The sequence below is a fragment of the Desulfonatronum zhilinae genome (assembly GCF_900182865.1).
GTDB classification, from domain to species: Bacteria; Desulfobacterota; Desulfovibrionia; order Desulfovibrionales; family Desulfonatronaceae; genus Desulfonatronum; species Desulfonatronum lacustre.
In genome coordinates this window covers 56,084-73,887 of record NZ_FXUJ01000017.1, presented here as the reverse complement: position 1 = coordinate 73,887, position 17,804 = coordinate 56,084, and the positions used below count along the sequence as shown (strand labels likewise).

Sequence of the window (17,804 nt, the reverse complement as noted above, 5' to 3'; positions counted from 1 at the left end):
CTGCGTGGGAGCATTCCGGCGGCCGCTCCAGCGGCCTCAGTGGACGCGGAGCGTCCGGAAGTGCGTTCCCACGCGGAGCGTGGGAACGATTTGAGGCTCAGCTGCCCGGGTTGAGCGCGTGAAGGAATCGGCGCACTGTATTGACACACAGCCGGGAACATGGTGCAGGAGGTGGTGAACGGTTAGCCGAAAATCGGGATCAGACCCGCCAAGGAGCAACCATGAAATATCACATTCTGTTCGTGGACGACGAGCCGCAGGTATTGCAGGGGTTGCGGCGGATGCTGCACAGTCAGAGCCGGGAATGGGAGCTGCATTTCGCGCCCGGTGGGAAGGAAGCCTTGGAGGTGATGGCCGCCACGCCCATGGACGTGGTGGTTTCGGACATGCGCATGCCGGGCATGGATGGAATTCAGTTGCTGAACGAGGTCAAGGAGCGCTTCCCCAAAACCGCCCGCGTGGCCTTGTCCGGCCATATGGACGAGCGGATGATCATGGGCTCCACCAAGGTGGTGCATCAGTATCTGAGCAAGCCGTGCAGCCCGGAAACGTTGATCGCAGTGCTCCGTCGCCTCCTGGCCCTGCGCCGCTATCTGGCCGAGGAAGCTTTGACCTGCCTGTCCTCCAGCTTGGAGCAAATCCCCAGCCTGCCCAAGCTGTACCTTGCCATTCAGGAAGAATTGCAGTCTCCCCGCTGTTCCTTGAAGAAGGTCGGTGAGATCATTGCCACGGACGTGGGCATGTCCGCCAAGATCCTCCAACTCGTTAATTCTTCCTTTTTCGGGATGTACACCAAGGTGACCAGCCCGGCCCAGGCCGTGAATTTGCTGGGTACGGAAACGGTCAAGGCCCTGGTGCTGCACGTCCAGGTTTTCTCGCAATATAATCCCAAGAAATGTCCACACTTTTCCCTGGCCCGGCTTTCCCGACACAGCCTGATGACCGCCACCCTGGCCAAGCGGATCTGCGCCGTGGAAAACACGCCCCGGGAGGTCCAGGAAGACGCGTTTCTGGCCGGAATCCTCCATGACGTGGGCAAACTGATCTTTGCCGTGAACTGTCCGGATTTGTACGACGAAATGCTGGAAATGGTCGCGTCCGAGGACATGTCCCTGACCGTCGTGGAACGAGAACTGCTTGGCGCAAGCCACGCCCAACTCGGGGCCTATGTGTTGGGCTTGTGGGGCATGGCCGACCCGGTGGTGGAAGCCATCGCTTTCCACCACCAGCCCGCTCTGAGCACGACGACCCTGTTCATTCCCTTGACGGCCCTGCACGCCGCCAACGCTCTGGTCGTCGGCATCCAGCCCGAGGGACCGGCGGGCAAGGTCGAAGAACCTGACCTGGACTATCTCGACGCCTGCGGTCTCGGCGACCGGATCACGGCCTGGGAGGAAAAAGCCAGGGAGCTTTTCGGCATGGCCGATAACGAGGCAAACCCTTCAGAGAATGGTCGGGCATAGTCGGTTGAAAACTGAAGCCGAGCCGGACACAGGGACCACGTTCATTTTCCGTTGACCCGCTGGCCGGATCGGGGCGGACTGAGAGGTGGAGCATGAACGAATCGAAAAGCATTTTGATTGTGGACGACGAGCCTGTTCAACTGAATTATTACACGGACATTCTCGCCTCCCAGGACTACGACGTCAGTCAAGCCTCCAGCGGTATGGACGCCCTGCGCTTGGCTGAAAAGAATCGTCCTGACCTGGTTCTGTTGGACGTGGTCTTGCCCGACATCAATGGCGTGGAGGTCTGTAAACGGATCAAGAGCGACCGGGCACTGGCTTCCACGTCCGTCTTTCTGTTTTCGGCCGAGCATGTGGATTCCGACAGCCAAGCCAAAGGCATAGAATGCGGAGCCGAAGGCTACCTGGTCAAACCCGTGGAGGCGCGAGAGTTGTTAGCCCGGGTCGCGGCCGTGTTCAGGTTGCGTCAGGCAGAGCGTGATGACCGGCAGTCCCATATGGAACTGCATCAGATTCTCACCTCAATTCAGTCCTTGTTGATCGTGATCGACAAGAACGGCTTGGTTCAACGTTGGAACTCCGTGACCACCAACTGCCTCGGCGTTCGATTCGAGGAAGTGCACCGACGTTCCTTTGAGAGTCTGTCCCTGCCCTGGGACCATGATCGGGTGATCCAGGCCGTCCGGACGTGTCGCGAGTCCATGGCCGGAGTATTGGTTGAGAATTTGCGCTTCCAACGGCCTGACGGCCCCGATGGCTTTCTCAAGCTGAACATCACTCCGCTGGTCGCCACCTCTGTTCAGGCCATGGGCGGGCTGATCCTGCTGGGCGAAGAAGTGACCGAACGTCGACTTCTGGAAAGCCAGTTGATGCAGGCCCAGAAATTGGAGTCCATCGGTCAGCTCGCCGCGGGCGTGGCCCATGAAATCAACACGCCCATCCAGTTCCTCAGCGACAACATGCGCTTCCTGAAAGAAGCTTTCGACGAACTGAGCACATTGGTTTCAGCTTGTCGGGAATTTCTTTGCGACGAGCCGACAAACGGTTTTTCAGCCGCCGCCGTCAAGGGAGCACAAGACCGGTATGCCGCTGCCGATGTCGGGTATCTGCTCCGGGAAGTGCCCCAGGCCATCGAGCAATCCCTGGGCGGTCTGGAACGAGTGGCCCATATTGTCCGATCCATGAAATCCTTCGCCCATCCGGGCGGGCAGCAAATGGTCCTGGCTGATATCAACACGGCCCTGTCCGATACGGTCACGGTCTCCCGCAACGAGTGGAAATACGTGGCCGAGATGCACATGGACCTGGATCCGGAGCTGCCTCGGATATCTTGTTATTTGAGCGAATTGAACCAAGCCTTCCTGAACATCGTAACCAACGCGGCCCAAGCCGTCGCTGAGGCCCACGGAGAACACTCCCAAGAACAGGGATTGATCACCATCTCCACCCGCGCTGACGGAGAGTGGATTGAAATCCGAATCTCGGATACCGGTACCGGTATTCCTGATAACGTCAGGTCAAAAATGTTTGATCCGTTTTTCACCACCAAGGACGTGGGCAAGGGTACGGGCCAAGGACTGGTGATCGTCCATAATGCCATTGTCAAGCGCCATGGCGGAAGTATTGCCGTAGAATCCGAAGTGGGGCACGGCACGACATTTGTTTTGAGGCTGCCGGTCACCGCTCCGGAGGACGACCCCTTTGCGGAGTTTTCGGCATGAGATCCACGCCATTATCCGGTCACTTGAATCGTAAAGGAACACGGCCATGACCGATCAAAACTGCATGCGGGAAAAAATTCTGTTCGTGGACGACGACCACAATATCTTGGACGCTTTCCGGCGCAATTTCCGTAAGGAATATGAACTGGAAACCGCCACCAGCGCCAGGGAGGCGGCGGGAATCATCGCCCGCAAGGGACCGTTCGCCGTGGTGGTTTCGGACATGCGCATGCCCGGAGTGGACGGGGTGCAGTTTTTGACCAGATTGAAGGAGATATGTCCGGATACCATCCGGATCATGCTCACCGGCTACGCGGACGTTCAATCTTCCATTGCCGCGGTGAACGAAGGCAGCGTGTTCCGGTTTCTGACCAAGCCCTGTTCGGCCCAGCATATGAAGCGGGTTCTGGAGGACGCCCTGCGGCAGTATCGGCTGGTAACCGCGGAAAAACAGCTTCTGGAACAAACCCTCAGCGGGAGCATCAAGGTGCTCACTGAACTGCTGGCCTTGGTGAATCCGGATGCTTTTGGCCGGGCCAACCGGATTCATCGCCTAGTCCGCCAGATGGCCTTGCATCTGGGAATGACCAATACCTGGGAAATCGAGAACGCGGCCTTGCTCTCCCAGATCGGCTGCATGCTCCTGCCCACCATGGCCATTCAGCGCATTACCCGAGGCGAGACCTTGGACGAAGAAATGCAGCATATTTACGACATGCATCCGATGATCGCCGCAGACCTGTTGGGCCATATTCCCCGGTTGGAAAATGTCCGGGAAATGATCGCCTACCAGGAAAAAAAATATGACGGAGAGGGTGCGCCCATCGGCGGAAAATCCGGACCTGACATCCCACTAGGCGGGCGAATTTTGAAAATCCTAGTGGATTTCGACCAACTGGGAAATTCCGGCAAGTCCACGGATCAAGCCCTTGGTATTCTGCGCGGTCGGGAAGGCTGGTACGATCCGCGGGTGCTGGATGTGCTGGAAAGGGTGCTCAGTCGGAAATCCGGTTACGAATTGAAAGAGGTGCGGGTGGATCAGCTCCAAACCGGGATGCTTTTGACCGAGGATGTTCAGAGTTTGAAAGGCACGCTGCTGGTGGCCCAAGGTCAGGAAGTCTCCACGGTGCTGATCACCCGGCTGCGGACCTATGCCGAAATCAGCGGAGTGCACGAACCGATCAAGGTGTTGGTGCCGCCGGTAGAGGAGCGCGGGGAACAGGAACAAGATTCGTGCTGAAGCCGTTTCCTGCAACCGATTGGGGGCTCGCATGATCTGTACGGCATGACGTGTACGGACGGGTACATCTTGAACAATACTGCAAGGAGGGAACAGGACATGGACGTTTTTGAAGCACTGCACACCCGACGCAGCATCCGCAAATTCGACCCGGACAAGCCGGTCAGCGAGGCGGATTTGGAAAAAATCCTGGCCGCGGCCATGATCGCCCCCAGCGCGGGCAACGCCCAGCCCTGGCATTTCGTGGTGGTCACGGATGCTGCCTTGAGAGACGAGTTGTCGCGAACGCATCCCTACGTGGGCATGCTTCGGCAGGCCCCGGTGGGCATCGTGGTCTGCGCGGAACTGGCCCTGGAGAAATATCCCGGCTACTGGGTCCAGGATTTGGCCGCGGCGATCCAGAACCTGCTCCTGGCCGCCAGGGGACTGGGGCTGGGCACGGTCTGGACCGGGGTCGCTCCGATCCAGGAACGGATGGACGCCGTCCGCCGGATTCTCGGCCTGCCCGGCGGCGTGGAACCTCATGCCATCGTCCCCCTGGGCTGGCCTGCCCAGGAGTTCACGCACCAGGATCGCTTCAGAGCGGACCGGGTGCATACGAACGGGTGGTGATGGTCTCCAAAAAATAACCGGCCGATCACGGTAGTTCGTGACCGGCCGGCTTTTTTGACGGAAAGCCGATTTCGTACGCCGTTGTTCGTATTTTAAGATTGACGACGGTTTGAAATCGTTGCCCACCGCGCTTTACGAAAACGGCATCGCCTTTGGTTCGGCTCTGGGTTAGACTGCTGCGTCGATCCTCAATCCCTTCCCGGTGGCTTCGGCCACTGCCCTGGTGTCAACGGGTTGTTGCGCGCCACCGGCCCCGGCATTGATCTGGTTACCCGCGCTGATGGTTTTGGTGACGATATCCGCCCCCATAGTTGCGTTTTGCAAGGTCTGCGCCATCATGGCGATGCCTGTTTGACTTTGCGCTGCTGTGTCAAGTTCCATAAAACCTCCTTGTTGGCTGATTAAATAACGATGCCTTCTTGGCGTTATCGGACATGAGCGGGGTTTCTTTAGGGGACGGCGTCATGTATTTCAAAACGCAAACATGTTCTCCATTAACCTGAACCGGCAACGGGAAAGACACGATGATCGATGCAAACTGCTCCCAAAACCTGCCAAACCAGGACCATGACAGCCCCTGGAAGGAAATCCTGGAACTCCGCTTCGCCGAATTCCTGGCCCTGCTCTTCCCGCAGATCCAACAAGAGATCGACTGGACGCATCCTCCTGAATTCCTGGACAAAGAATTGCAACAGATCACCCAGGACTCAAGTCTTGGCCGACGTTACGCGGACAAGCTGGTCCGGGTCAGGACAAAAGACAAGCAGCGGATTTTTGTCCTGATCCATGTGGAGGTCCAAGGTGAATCGGACCAGGATTTTTCTCTGCGCATGTTCGTCTACAACTACCGCATCTTTGACAAATACAAGGTGGACGTGGTCAGCTTGGGTGTCCTGGCGGATACGTCCCCGTGTTTCCGGCCGTCGACCTATCGCCGACATCGCTGGGGTTGCAAGGTGGAATTCGAATTTCCAGTGATCAAACTTTTGGACTGGATGGAGCGTTGGGAAGAACTGGAGCAAAGCGATAACGTCTTCTCCCTGGTTATCATGGCCCAGATCAAGGCGAAGACCAGCAAAACCGCGAATGAACTCCGGGCCTGGAAGATGCACCTGGTTCGCTTGATGTACGAACGGGGCTACGTCAAAGACACGATCCTGGAACTCTTCCGCATCATCGACTGGATGATCCGCCTGCCGGATGGGGTGGAAAAAGAATTCTGGATGGAATACAGTAAATTCGAGGAGGATAAGAAAATGCCGTACATGACGAGTATTGAGCGTTTCGGGATGGAGAAGGGGATGGAGAAAGGCAGTTACTCGACCCTGCGCACCCTTGTTCTCAATGCCAAAAAAAGAAATCTTTCCGATGAAATAATCGCGGAACTTACAGGCTTGGATATTTCATCGGTGAACAGAATCTGGAACAACGAACCGGTTGATCTGCCGCCGCAACTGTTTCACCCGGTGGATGTTTCAGGAACAGGTCAAGAGGCACGATGAGGCTTTTGCATCCAGCGCAAGGAGAGTCTGAAATTCTTCCTCAACCAGCGGCCGGGCCAAAGCCTGAGAAAGAAGGCGGACGCGGTGGGTCAGGCTTTCGATTCCGTGGCCGGGTACGGTGATGCCTTGACGATGGGCGGCTTGGCGGACAGCTGTTTTTCCGGTTTTGCCGCCCAGGCCCAGTTTTCTGTTCGCACCGATTTTTTCCGGGGCAAAGGGTTCGAACAGGCTGGGATCTTTGGCCAAGGCTTGCAGGTGCAGGCCAGTTTCGCAGGCAAAAACGTCTTCGCCAATCATGGCCTTGTTCCGGACCATGGGTACTCCGGCCGCTTCGGCAACCATTCGAGCCAGACAAACGCACTGCTTCAAATCGTAGTCAGCCCCTCGCCTGAAGTTCAGGTGGCCGGCGACCTCTTCCAGGGCCGCGATCCCGGCCCGTTCCCCGATTCCCAGCACGGACACGTCCACGCTTTCGGCCCCTGAGGCCAGGGCCGTGATGGCGTTGGCCGTGGCCATGCCGAAGTCGTCGTGGCCGTGAAATCCAATGGCCAGATCGGTCCGGTCCGCGAACCAGCGCACCAGTTCAGCGGTTTCCAGCGGCGTGAGCAGGCCCACGGTGTCTGAAAGGCGAATCCGCCTGCCTCCGCATTCCTCGACCACCCGAACGACCTGCAAAGCGAAATCCCGGTCCGCCCGGGATACGTCCTCCAGCCCGACCCCGACAAACGCCATCTCCAGTTCCGCTGCTCGGCGCAAGATGTTTTGAAGCCGAAGCAATAGTCCTGCCCGATCCATGCCAAGACGGTGCTCTATGTGGGCGTCCGAAACCGGGACGCCGAATTGGATGCGCCTGACGCCCATGGCGGCCAGGCGATCCAGGTCCAGCATTCGCAACGGCGACCAGACCGTCAGCCTGGTCCGTTCCGACGGATCTTCCTTTCTTCCGTGCCGGAGCAGATCCTCCAGCCCGTCCTGCCCGGCCCAGCCGATCTCCACCTCGTCCACACCGGCCCGAATCAAACCGGAGAGAATGTCCCGGCGTTGGGCGTCCGAGAAATAGACGCCGAACATCTGCGCGCCTTCGCGTAAGGTACTGTCGATAAGCATATGGGGTCCTTGTCGTGGTTTCAGGGGCAATGCAGTGATCACGCCCTACGACTGGAACAAGCACGATCAGTGCCAGGGAGCGTTGATCTGCGTTTCATCGCCACACCGTAGGGGCACGGCGCGCCGTGCCCCTACGATATTCCGTGCTCCGGCCATCACCTACGGTATTCCCCCCATCGTGCAGGGGCACGGCGCGCCGTGCCCTACACGACCCCCGACCCCCTGCAAAACCGTAGTTTCCGACAAAAATGTCGTTCACCTTTGTCGCGTCCGCATGAGCGGCAACTTGCAGTCGCTTCGGCGAAATGTTCCGGCAATAACTTAAAATTATTTGTTTTATTTTTCCAAGATGGCTTCACTCCCACCCCTGGCATGCTCCTTGCCCTAAGCCTTCCATTCTCAACACTCAATCTCCGGGAGGAACGTATGCGCAAGGTTGCTATTTATGGAAAGGGCGGGATCGGAAAATCCACCACGACGCAGAACACGGTGGCCGCGCTGGGCGAGATGGGCCGCAAGGTGATGATCGTGGGCTGCGACCCCAAGGCGGACTCCACCCGGTTGCTGCTGCACGGACTGCATCAGCGCACGGTTTTGGACACTCTGCGCGAAGAGGGCGAGGACGTGGAACTGGACGATGTCCTCCTGGCCGGATTCGGCGGGACGGTCTGCACCGAATCCGGGGGGCCGGAGCCGGGCGTGGGCTGTGCGGGCCGGGGGATCATCACCAGCATCAATCTGCTGGAACAGCTCGGGGCCTACAAGGAAGACAAGAACCTGGACTACGTCTTTTACGACGTTCTGGGCGACGTGGTCTGCGGCGGATTCGCCATGCCCATTCGCGAAGGCAAGGCTCAGGAAATCTACATCGTTGTCTCCGGGGAAATGATGGCCATGTACGCGGCCAACAACATCTGCAAGGGCATCGTGAAATTCGCCGAGGCCGGCGGGGTGCGCCTGGGCGGGCTGATCTGCAACAGCCGCAATGTGGACAACGAGCGGGAGATGATCGTGGAGCTGGCCAAACGTCTGGGAACGCAGATGATCCATTTCGTACCTCGGGACAACATGGTCCAGCGCGCGGAGATCAACCGTAAAACTGTCATCGACTTTGATCCCAAGCATCCCCAGGCCGATGAATACCGCACCCTGGCCAGGAAGATCGACGGCAACGACATGTTCATCGTGCCCAAGCCCATGGAAATCGACGAACTGGAAAAGTTGCTCATCGACTACGGCATCGCCAACTAGGTCCCTGGTCTTTGTTGTAAGTATTCCAGATATGTATCTACGCAGCTCATCCGTGAAAAACCGGACTGGATACCCGCCTTCGCGGGTATGACTGATTCGGAGACGGCATCGAAAAAACAAATCATTCCCGCGAAGGCGGGAATCCAGCATCGGAATGAGGCCAAACAGAATCTGCTGTAGAGTTGCCCACATTTCAACCAACAATAAGGGAGAAGCGATATGTTGATCATGGTTCGAGCGATTGTCCGGCCTGAGAGGGTGGATGCGGTTTTGAAGGCGTTGATGGATGCCGGTTATCCGGCGGTGACCAAGTTTTCCGTGGCCGGGCGCGGCAAGCAGCGCGGCATCAAGATCGGGGAGATCACCTACGACGAGATTCCCAAAGTCCTGCTGATGAGCGTGGTCGGCGAGAAAGACAAGGACTTCGTGGTCAAGACGATCATGGAAGCAGCCCGGACCGGTGAAAAGGGCGCGTTCGGCGATGGGAAGATCTTCCTCAGCCCGGTGGAGGAGATGTACACCATCAGCTCCGGAGTCAAGGAAACCGAGGGCGCGGATCTGAAGGGGGTCGGGGTATGAAGGAGATCACCGCCGTCATCCGGATGAACATGGTCAACAAGACCAAGGAAGCCCTGGCTGAAGCCGGCGTGCCCGCGTTCTTCGCCCTGGAGGCCCAGGGCCGGGGCAAGGGGTTGATTAACTCCGAGCTGCTCAAGGGCGCGGAGAAGGGTTATGAAGAGGCTGCCGAGCTGCTGGGGGAAAAGGGACGATTGTATCCCAAGCGCGTTTTCTCGGTCATCGTTACCGATGATCAGGTGGAAGACGTGGTCGGGACGATCATGGAGGTGAACAGGACCGGCAAGCCCGGCGACGGGAAGATTTTCGTCAGTCCGGTCTTTGACTCCGTCCGGGTGCGCACCGGGGAGAAAGGGAACAAGTCAATCGACTAACTGAGTGTTGAAAAAAATTATCTTGCTGTTCGTTCAAAAACCCCAAGTGCAAGGAGCAAGAAAAGTTCAAGGTTGAAGCGTATTTATTCATACGTGAGAGTTTGAACTTTTTGCAGCGACGCAGCAGTTGGGAGTTTTTCAACGGACAGCCAGGCTTGGCCTTGCCAGGAGGAAACATGACCACCATCGCGAAGAAGAAAAAGATCGTCCAGATGGATCCCACTGAACTGGTGGAGGATCTGTTGAAGAAATATCCGACCAAGGTAGCCCGGAAACGGGCCAAGCAGATCATGGTCAAGGAGGCCGAGGGCGCGGAAACTCCGGAAATGGGCGCCAACGTCCGGACCATTCCGGGCATCATCACTATGCGCGGATGCACCTACGCCGGTTGCAAGGGAGTTATTCTCGGGCCAACCCGGGACATCGTGAACATCACCCATGGGCCCATCGGCTGCGGGTTCTATTCCTGGCTGACCCGGCGCAACCAGACTTACACCGAAACGGACGCGGACGAGAACTTCATGACCTACGCCTTCTCCACGGACATGAACGAGAACGACATTGTCTTCGGCGGGGAAAAGAAGCTCAAGCAGGCCATCATGGAAGCCTACGAGCTGTTCCATCCCAAGGCCATCGCCGTCTTCTCCACCTGTCCGGTGGGGCTGATCGGCGACGACGTGCACGCCGTCGCCCGGGAGATGAAGGAGAAGCTGGGCATCAACGTTTTCGGCTTCAGCTGCGAAGGATACAAGGGCGTCAGCCAGTCCGCGGGCCACCATATCGCCAACAACCAGATCTTCAAGCACGTGGTGGGCACCAAGGACGAGATCAAGGTCGGGGAGTTCAAGATCAACCTGCTGGGCGAATACAACATCGGCGGGGACGGGTTCGAGATCGACCGGATACTGGACAAATGCGGAATCACCGTCATCTCCACCTTCAGCGGCAATTCCACCTACGACCAGTTCGCCACGTCCCACACCGCGGATTTGAACACGGTGATGTGCCACCGCTCTATCAACTACGTGGCCGAGATGATGGAGACCAAATACGGAATTCCGTGGATCAAGGTGAACTTCATCGGTGCCGAGGCCACAGCCAAGTCCCTGCGCAAGATCGCCCAGTACTTCGACTCGCCCAAGCTGACCGAGCGGGTGGAGGCGGTGATCGCCGAAGAAATGCCGACGGTGAAGCTGGCCATGGACATGGTCCGGCCCCGGACCGAGGGCAAGACGGCCATGCTCTTCGTGGGCGGCTCCCGGGCCCACCATTACCAGGAACTGTTCAAGGAATTGGGGATGCGGACCATTTCCGCGGGATACGAGTTCGCCCACCGCGACGATTACGAAGGACGCCACGTGATCCCGGAGATCAAGGTCGACGCGGACAGTCGAAACATCGAGGAACTGGAAGTGGAGCCCTGCGCCGAGAGCTACAACCCGCGCAAGACGCCGGAAGAAATTAAGAACTTGGAAGAAGCCGGGTTCACGTTCAAGGAGTACGCGGGAATGATCCCGGACATGCCGACCAAGTCCCTGGTGATCGACGACCTGAACCAGTATGAGGCCGAGAAGCTGATCGAAATCATGAAGCCGGACATTTTCTGCGCCGGGATCAAGGAAAAGTACTCGGTCCAGAAGCTGGGCATCCCGTTGAAGCAGCTGCACAATTACGACATCGGCGGCCCTTACGCAGGGTTCAAGGGGGCCGTCAATTTCTACCAGGACATCGACCGGATGGTGAACAGCAGGGTCTGGTCCTATCTCAAGGCCCCCTGGCAGGAAAAGCCGGAACTGTCCGCGACCTATGTCTGGGAATAGTCCCGAAGCACGATAAGCAAACTTATGACGCGACAACTGTTCAAGCATCGCTTTAAGAAAAAAGGAACGAGACATGACCCTGCTTCGACATACACCCACGGAAATCAAGGACCGCTCCGCGCTGTCCATCAATCCGGCCAAGACCTGTCAGCCGGTGGGGGCCATGTACGCGGCCCTGGGGATTCACGGCTGTCTGCCCCACAGTCACGGTTCGCAGGGGTGTTGCGCCTATCATCGCAGCGCCCTGACCAGGCATTACAAGGAGCCGGTTTCCGCGGCCACCAGTTCGTTCACCGAAGGCGCTTCCGTGTTCGGCGGTCAGGCCAACCTGCTTCAGGCCATCAACAACATCTTCACCGTGTACGAGCCGGACGTCATCGCCGTGCACACCACCTGCCTGTCTGAGACCATCGGCGACGACGTGCCCCAGATCACGGAAAAGGCCCGTCAGGAAGGCAAGATTCCCGACGGCAAGTTCGTGGTCAGCGCCTCCACGCCCAGCTATGTGGGCTCCCATGTGACCGGTTTTTCGAACATGGTCATGGGCACGCTGAAGGGTTTCGCTGAAAAGACCGGCAAGAAAAACGGCAAGGTGAACATCATCCCCGGGTTCGTGGAGCCTTCGGACATGGAGGAGATCAAGCGTCTGGCCGCGGCCATGGGCGTAAGGACGATCCTTTTTCCGGACACCTCCGGCGTACTCAACGGCCCCCTGACCGGCGAATACAAGATGTTTCCGGACGGCGGCACGACCATCGAAGAACTGCGCTCCACCGGCGATTCCATCGGCACCCTGGCCCTGGGCGAATGGGCTTCCGCCGACGGAGCCAAGTATCTGGACAGCAACCACAAGGTGCCCTGCAAGATCCTGGATCTGCCCATCGGACTGAAGGCTACGGACCGATTCATCGACGCCCTGCGCCTGATCTCCGGCCGCCACGTCACCGACCTGATCGCCCATGAGCGAGGTCAGTTGGTGGATGTGATCTCGGACATGCACCAGTACTTTTACCACAAGAAGGTGGCCCTGGTGGGCGACCCGGACCAGGTCATCGCCCTGACCGAATTTCTGACCTCCATCGACATGTGCCCGGTGCACATCGTCACCGGTACGCCGGGCAAGAAGTTCGAGGCCCGGATCAAGGAAATCACCGCGGACAGTCCGTTTCCGGTCAACGTCAAGGCCCACGGCGACATGTTCCTGCTGCACCAGTGGATCAAGAACGACCCGGTGGATCTGCTCATCGGCAACACCTACTGCAAGTACATGGCCCGGGACGAGGACACCCCTCTGATTCGCCACGGCTTCCCGATCCTGGACCGCGTCGGCCACCAGTATTTCCCCACGGTGGGCTACAAGGGCGGATTGCGGCTGTTGGAGAAGATTCTGGATGCGTTGCTGACCCGGATCGACCGGGATGCCAAGGAGGATCAATTCGAATTGGCGATGTAGAGGGGAGGCGAGAATTCAGGAGTCAGGATTCAGGAGACAGGAGGGCGGTCTGTTGTCCTTCGAGTCGGGGTGCCATGGAAAACATGGTTGCCGATTTTTTCCGGTATCGATCTGAACGTTGAAATCAAGGAGAGAAAGCGTGGAAAAGCCGAAGCATCATATGTTCGTCTGCGCCAGTTTTCGGACCAAGGGCGAACCCAAGGGCGTGTGCCACAAGAGCACCATCGGCTTGCTGCCCTATATCGACGAAGAAATTCTGGACCGCGGTCTGGACGTGCTGGTGACCAGCACCGGTTGTCTGAAGCAGTGCGAGAACGGTCCGGTCATGGTCGTGTATCCGGAAGGGTGGTGGTTCGGCAAAGTGGACAGTGAAGATGCCGTGGACGCCATTCTGGATGGCCTGGAAGAGGGCGAGCCATCCCAGGACCATCTTCTTTAGGATACCCTATAACTCTCGAAAATTCCCATAAATCCCATCCACTTCTAAGCGCCGCCTCCCTTTAGGGGGGCGGCTAACAGAACCCAACGAGGTCAACCATGGAACCCGTGATCTTTGAAGAACGAAAAACGCAGATTCATCGCAAGGGAGCGGAGCCGTTCTCCATTTCCTGCAACAAGAGCAGTCTGGCCGGGGCCGTGAGCCAGCGGGCCTGCGTCTTCTGCGGATCCCGGGTGGTGCTGTATCCCATTGCCGACGCCCTGCACCTGGTGCACGGCCCCATCGGCTGCGCGGTGTACACCTGGGACATTCGCGGGGCCTTGTCCTCCGGGCCGGAGCTGCACCGGCTCAGTTTTTCCACGGACCTGCGCGAAAAGGACGTCATCTTCGGCGGCGAGAAGAAGCTTTACCAGGCCTTGGTGGAACTGATCGACCGGCACCAGCCCAACGCGGCCTTTGTCTATTCCACCTGCATCGTGGGGATCATCGGCGACGACCTGAAGGCCGTGTGCAAAAAAGTAGAGGCGGAGAAGGGTATTCCGGTGATTCCGGTTCAGTCCGAAGGGTTCAAAGGGAACAAGCGCGAGGGCTATCTGGCGGCCTGCGAAGCCATGTTTCAACTGGTGGGCACCGGGGATACCTCGACTATTTCGCCCTTGAGCGTGAATATCCTGGGCGATTTCAACCTGGCCGGGGAGATCTGGATCATCCAGGACTACCTGAAACGGATGGGCGTGGAGGTGGTGGCCAACATCACCGGCGACGGCCGGGTGGCGGACGTGCGCCGGGCCCACGGCGCGGCCCTGAACCTGGTCCAGTGTTCCGGAGCGACCATGGATTTGGCCAAAATGATGCAGGAGAAGTACGGCATTCCGTTCATCCGGGTGTCCTATTTCGGCATCGAGGACATGTCCGACGCGCTCTACGACGTGGCCAAGTTTTTCCAGGACAAGGATCCGGAGATCATGGCCCGGACCCAGGAGCTGGTTCGAGAGGAACTCACGGCCCTGTATCCAAAGCTTCAGGAACTGCGCAAGGACCTGGAGGGCAAGAAGGCCGCCATCTACGTGGGCGGGGCGTTCAAGGCCTTTTCCCTGATCAAGTCTTTCCGGCATTTGGGCATGAACGTGGTCATGGTCGGCTCCCAGACCGGCACCGAGGAGGACTACCAGGAACTGGCCGAGATCACGGACGAGGGCACGATCATCGTGGACGACACCAATCCGTTGGAGCTGTCCGCCTTTATCAAGGAAAAGGACGTGGACATTTTTGTGGGCGGGGTCAAGGAGCGGCCCATCGCCTTCAAGCTGGGTGTGGGGTTCTGCGACCACAACCACGAGCGCAAGGAGGCCTTGGAGGGTTTTTTGGGCATGTACAACTTTGCCAGGGAAGTCCACGCCACGGTGACCAGCCCGGTCTGGAACTTCACCCCCAGACGGCGCAAGTCGCCCATTGCCGTGAATCATGCGCAGGAGGCGTGTTTGTCATGAAAAAAGCCGAACCATTCGTCTCCACAACCAACGCCTGCAAGATGTGTACGCCCCTGGGCGCGGCCATGGCTTTCAAGGGTCTGGAAGGCTGCGTGCCCTTTCTGCACGGCTCCCAGGGCTGCGCCACCTATATGCGCCGGTACATCATCAGTCACTTCCGCGAACCCATGGACATCGCCTCCTCCAGCCTGGGCGAAAAGGATGCGGTCTACGGCGGCAAGGCCAATCTGATGCAGGGCCTGCTCAATGTCATCGGCAAGTACAAGGCTCCTGCCGTGGGCATTGCCACCACCTGCCTGACCGAGACCATCGGCGACGACGTGCCCACGATCCTGCACGAGTTCAAGAAGGAATGTTTGGCCGAGCTCAACGGCGATATGCCCGCTCTGATCCACTGCAGTACCCCGTCCTACGGCGGTTCGCACATGGAAGGCTTTCACGCCGCGGTCCGGGCCATGGTCGCCCAACTGGCCGATCCGGCAACGGAAAAACATGGCGGGATCAATCTCTTTTCCGGGTTCATCTCGCCGGAGGACATCCGGCATCTCCAGGACGTGTTCGCCCATTTTGGTCTTCCTGTAGCTTTGCTGCCGGACTACTCCGAAACTCTGGATGGCCCGGCCCTGGAAGACTACCAGAACATTCCCGGAGGCGGGACACCTTTGGACGCGGTCCGGGCTATGCCCGGAGCCGGGGCGAGCATCGAATTCGGCCGGACCATCAAGCCCGAGCGCAGCGCCGGGGCCGTACTCCGGGACAAGTACGGCGTGCCGCTCTATTCCCTGGGCCTGCCCATCGGCCTGCGGGAAAGCGACGCCCTGTTCACCACCCTGGAAACCCTGGCCGGATGTGCGGCGCCACGACGCTGCGCCCTGGAACGGGGCCGGCTTTTGGACGCCATGGTGGACGGCCACAAGTACGTGGCCGGGAAAAAGGCCGTGATCTACGGCGAAGAAGACCTGGCAGTGGGCCTGACCTCGTTTTTGAGCGAGATCGGCGTCAAGCCGGTCCTGGTGGCTTCCGGCGGGGAATCGGGCTTGTTGGCCGAAGCCGTGGCCGCGGTCACCGGTGAATTTCCGGGTGAACCGCCGCTGGTCCGCGATGGCGTGGATTTCTACCAGATCGTAGCCGTGGCCGAGGCCCTGGAGCCGGACCTGATCGTGGGCAACAGCAAAGGCTACCGCGAATTGGCCCGGGCCCGGAACATCCCGCTGATCCGCGTCGGCTTCCCCATCCACGACCGCTTCGGCTCCCAGCGCGTCCTGCACCTGGGTTACCGGGGCGCGCTGAATCTCTACGATCTGATCGTGAATGCGTTGATTGAGAAAAAACAGGACGATTCCCCGGTGGGGTACGGATATATTTGAGCAAAAAGGGATACACCATGAGCACTCCAGATACAATGAAGCATCCTTGTTTCAACGTTGCGGTGAAGGGCGAATGCGGGCGCATCCACCTTCCAGTGGCCCCCAAGTGCAACATCATGTGCAATTACTGCAACCGCAAATACGACTGCATGAACGAATCCCGTCCGGGAGTGACCTCCGCGGTGCTCAAGCCGCATCAGGCCGTGGAGTATCTGGCCCGGGTTCTGGAGAAAGAGCCTCGGGTCACCGTGGTGGGCATCGCGGGCCCCGGGGATCCCTTCGCCAACCCAGAGGAAACCCTGGAAACCCTGCGTCTGATCCGGGAGCGTTTTCCCCGGATGCTGTTTTGTCTGTCCAGCAACGGCCTGGGCGTTCCGGCGCATCTGGATAAATTGAAGGACTACGGCGTGACGCACATGACCATCACGGTGAACGCCGTGGACCCGGAGATCGGCCAGGAATTCTATGCCTGGGTCCGGGACGGAAAGAAGATTTATCGCGGCCTGGAAGCGGCCAAACTGATGTTGCGGCGCCAGGAAGCGGCCATCCGGGGGCTCAAGCAGCGGGGCATCACGGTCAAGGTGAACACCATCATCACTCCGGGGGTGAACGATCACCACGTGGAGGCTATTGCGGCCAAGATGCGCGAACTGGACGTGGACCTGCTGAACTGCATGCCCTTGTATCCGACCGCGGAAACCGTTTTCGAGGATGTTCGCGAACCCGGCAAGGAAGAGCTGGAGAGGATCCGGACCATGGCCGAAGCCTATCTGCCCCAGATGCGTCATTGCAAGCGCTGCCGGGCCGACGCCGTGGGATTGCTGGATCAGGACAAATCCCCGGAGTTCGCCTCTTGTCTGAGTGCCTGCTCCAAGGCCTTGCCGCCCATGCGCACCGAGGCCAGACCCTACGTGGCCGTGGCCAGCATGGAAGGCGTGCTGATCAATCAGCACCTGGGCGAAGCCCCGTCCTTCCAGATTTGGGGCCGGGAAAACGGCAGTTACGCCATGCTGGAGGTCCGCACCGCTCCGCCCAAGGGAGGAGGGGCCAATCGCTGGTACGCTCTGGCTGATTTGCTCAAGGACTGCCGGGCCGTGCTGGTCTCGGGAGTCGGCGACACGCCCATGGCCATCCTCAGCGAAGAGGGAGTCACGCCGCTGGAAATGAGCGGGTTCATCCAGGAGGGCCTGGAAGCGGTCTATACTTCCGGAAACGTCAACGCGTTCAAGCGTCGTCGCGAAGGCAAGACCTGCAAGGCCATGGGCTGTACCGGAGACGGGGGAGGGTGCGGCTGATAATTTTACTGTCTTTTGGTCGTTAAAGCAGGGGTACGGCCCCCGTGCCCCTGCTTGTGGATAGGTGCCACGCTTGAGTGCGTATTCATGT

16 protein-coding genes are annotated in these 17,804 nt (G+C 58.8%); 14 read left to right on the top strand and 2 right to left on the bottom strand.

All coding sequences use genetic code 11. The features are described from left to right. Positions 1–221: 221 nt before the first annotated feature. From AC559A_RS13680 to AC559A_RS13665, 4 genes are all read left to right on the top strand, one after another. Positions 222–1,463 (top strand): response regulator, encoded by a 1,242-nt coding sequence (locus tag AC559A_RS13680; protein ID WP_498818326.1) that lies wholly within the window; start codon positions 222–224, stop codon positions 1,461–1,463. A 92-nt stretch (positions 1,464–1,555) separates the two neighbouring features. Continuing rightward, positions 1,556–3,187, top strand: a complete 1,632-nt coding sequence (locus AC559A_RS13675; protein ID WP_498818325.1) for a response regulator — start codon at positions 1,556–1,558, stop codon at positions 3,185–3,187. A 46-nt stretch (positions 3,188–3,233) separates the two neighbouring features. Continuing rightward, a complete protein-coding gene (locus AC559A_RS13670; RefSeq protein WP_051434380.1) occupies positions 3,234–4,427 on the top strand; it encodes an HD domain-containing phosphohydrolase in 1,194 nt (397 codons plus the stop codon). A gap of 99 nt (positions 4,428–4,526) precedes the next feature. Next, the gene (locus AC559A_RS13665; RefSeq protein WP_498818324.1) at positions 4,527–5,039 is read left to right on the top strand and encodes a nitroreductase family protein; all 513 of its coding nucleotides are present in this window, start codon (positions 4,527–4,529) and stop codon (positions 5,037–5,039) included. A 168-nt stretch (positions 5,040–5,207) separates the two neighbouring features. On the opposite strand, the gene AC559A_RS13660 is transcribed toward AC559A_RS13665, so the two are convergent. Continuing rightward, positions 5,208–5,420 (bottom strand): hypothetical protein, encoded by a 213-nt coding sequence (locus tag AC559A_RS13660; protein WP_028571560.1) that lies wholly within the window; start codon positions 5,418–5,420, stop codon positions 5,208–5,210. Positions 5,421–5,563: 143 nt separating this feature from the next. Between AC559A_RS13660 and AC559A_RS13655 the strand changes: the two genes are divergently transcribed. Next, positions 5,564–6,541: an Rpn family recombination-promoting nuclease/putative transposase gene (locus tag AC559A_RS13655; RefSeq protein WP_498818323.1), complete on the top strand. Its 978-nt coding sequence runs from the start codon at positions 5,564–5,566 to the stop codon at positions 6,539–6,541. Here AC559A_RS13655 and AC559A_RS13650 read toward each other — a convergent pair. Next, positions 6,515–7,648: a LeuA family protein gene (locus AC559A_RS13650; protein ID WP_498818322.1), complete on the bottom strand. Its 1,134-nt coding sequence runs from the start codon at positions 7,646–7,648 to the stop codon at positions 6,515–6,517. The two genes, AC559A_RS13655 and AC559A_RS13650, sit on opposite strands and share 27 nt — an antisense overlap. Before the next feature lie 426 nt (positions 7,649–8,074). Between AC559A_RS13650 and nifH the strand changes: the two genes are divergently transcribed. From nifH to AC559A_RS13605, 9 genes are all read left to right on the top strand, one after another. Further along, entirely contained in the window at positions 8,075–8,899 is an 825-nt protein-coding gene (nifH, locus tag AC559A_RS13645; protein ID WP_498818321.1) for a nitrogenase iron protein, read from the top strand. 219 nt (positions 8,900–9,118) lie between these two features. Beyond that, the gene (locus AC559A_RS13640; protein ID WP_028571558.1) at positions 9,119–9,478 is read left to right on the top strand and encodes a P-II family nitrogen regulator; all 360 of its coding nucleotides are present in this window, start codon (positions 9,119–9,121) and stop codon (positions 9,476–9,478) included. Continuing rightward, the gene (locus tag AC559A_RS13635) at positions 9,475–9,849 is read left to right on the top strand and encodes a P-II family nitrogen regulator (protein WP_028571557.1); all 375 of its coding nucleotides are present in this window, start codon (positions 9,475–9,477) and stop codon (positions 9,847–9,849) included. The genes AC559A_RS13640 and AC559A_RS13635 overlap by 4 nt, the downstream gene beginning before the upstream one ends. A 176-nt stretch (positions 9,850–10,025) precedes the next feature. Further along, positions 10,026–11,669 carry a nitrogenase molybdenum-iron protein alpha chain gene (gene nifD, locus AC559A_RS13630; protein ID WP_498818320.1) on the top strand — a complete coding sequence of 548 codons (1,644 nt, stop codon included), beginning with the start codon at positions 10,026–10,028 and terminating at the stop codon, positions 11,667–11,669. A gap of 73 nt (positions 11,670–11,742) precedes the next feature. After that, entirely contained in the window at positions 11,743–13,122 is a 1,380-nt protein-coding gene (nifK, locus tag AC559A_RS13625; RefSeq protein ID WP_498818319.1) for a nitrogenase molybdenum-iron protein subunit beta, read from the top strand. Positions 13,123–13,282: 160 nt separating this feature from the next. Next, positions 13,283–13,561 (top strand): (2Fe-2S) ferredoxin domain-containing protein, encoded by a 279-nt coding sequence (locus AC559A_RS13620; RefSeq protein ID WP_498818350.1) that lies wholly within the window; start codon positions 13,283–13,285, stop codon positions 13,559–13,561. Positions 13,562–13,659: 98 nt separating this feature from the next. After that, the gene (nifE, locus tag AC559A_RS13615; RefSeq protein WP_498818318.1) at positions 13,660–15,051 is read left to right on the top strand and encodes a nitrogenase iron-molybdenum cofactor biosynthesis protein NifE; all 1,392 of its coding nucleotides are present in this window, start codon (positions 13,660–13,662) and stop codon (positions 15,049–15,051) included. Then, positions 15,048–16,418 carry a nitrogenase component 1 gene (locus AC559A_RS13610; protein WP_498818317.1) on the top strand — a complete coding sequence of 457 codons (1,371 nt, stop codon included), beginning with the start codon at positions 15,048–15,050 and terminating at the stop codon, positions 16,416–16,418. The genes nifE and AC559A_RS13610 overlap by 4 nt, the downstream gene beginning before the upstream one ends. Before the next feature lie 17 nt (positions 16,419–16,435). Next, positions 16,436–17,713 (top strand): radical SAM protein, encoded by a 1,278-nt coding sequence (locus AC559A_RS13605; protein ID WP_498818316.1) that lies wholly within the window; start codon positions 16,436–16,438, stop codon positions 17,711–17,713. The last annotated feature ends 91 nt before the right edge of the window (positions 17,714–17,804 follow it).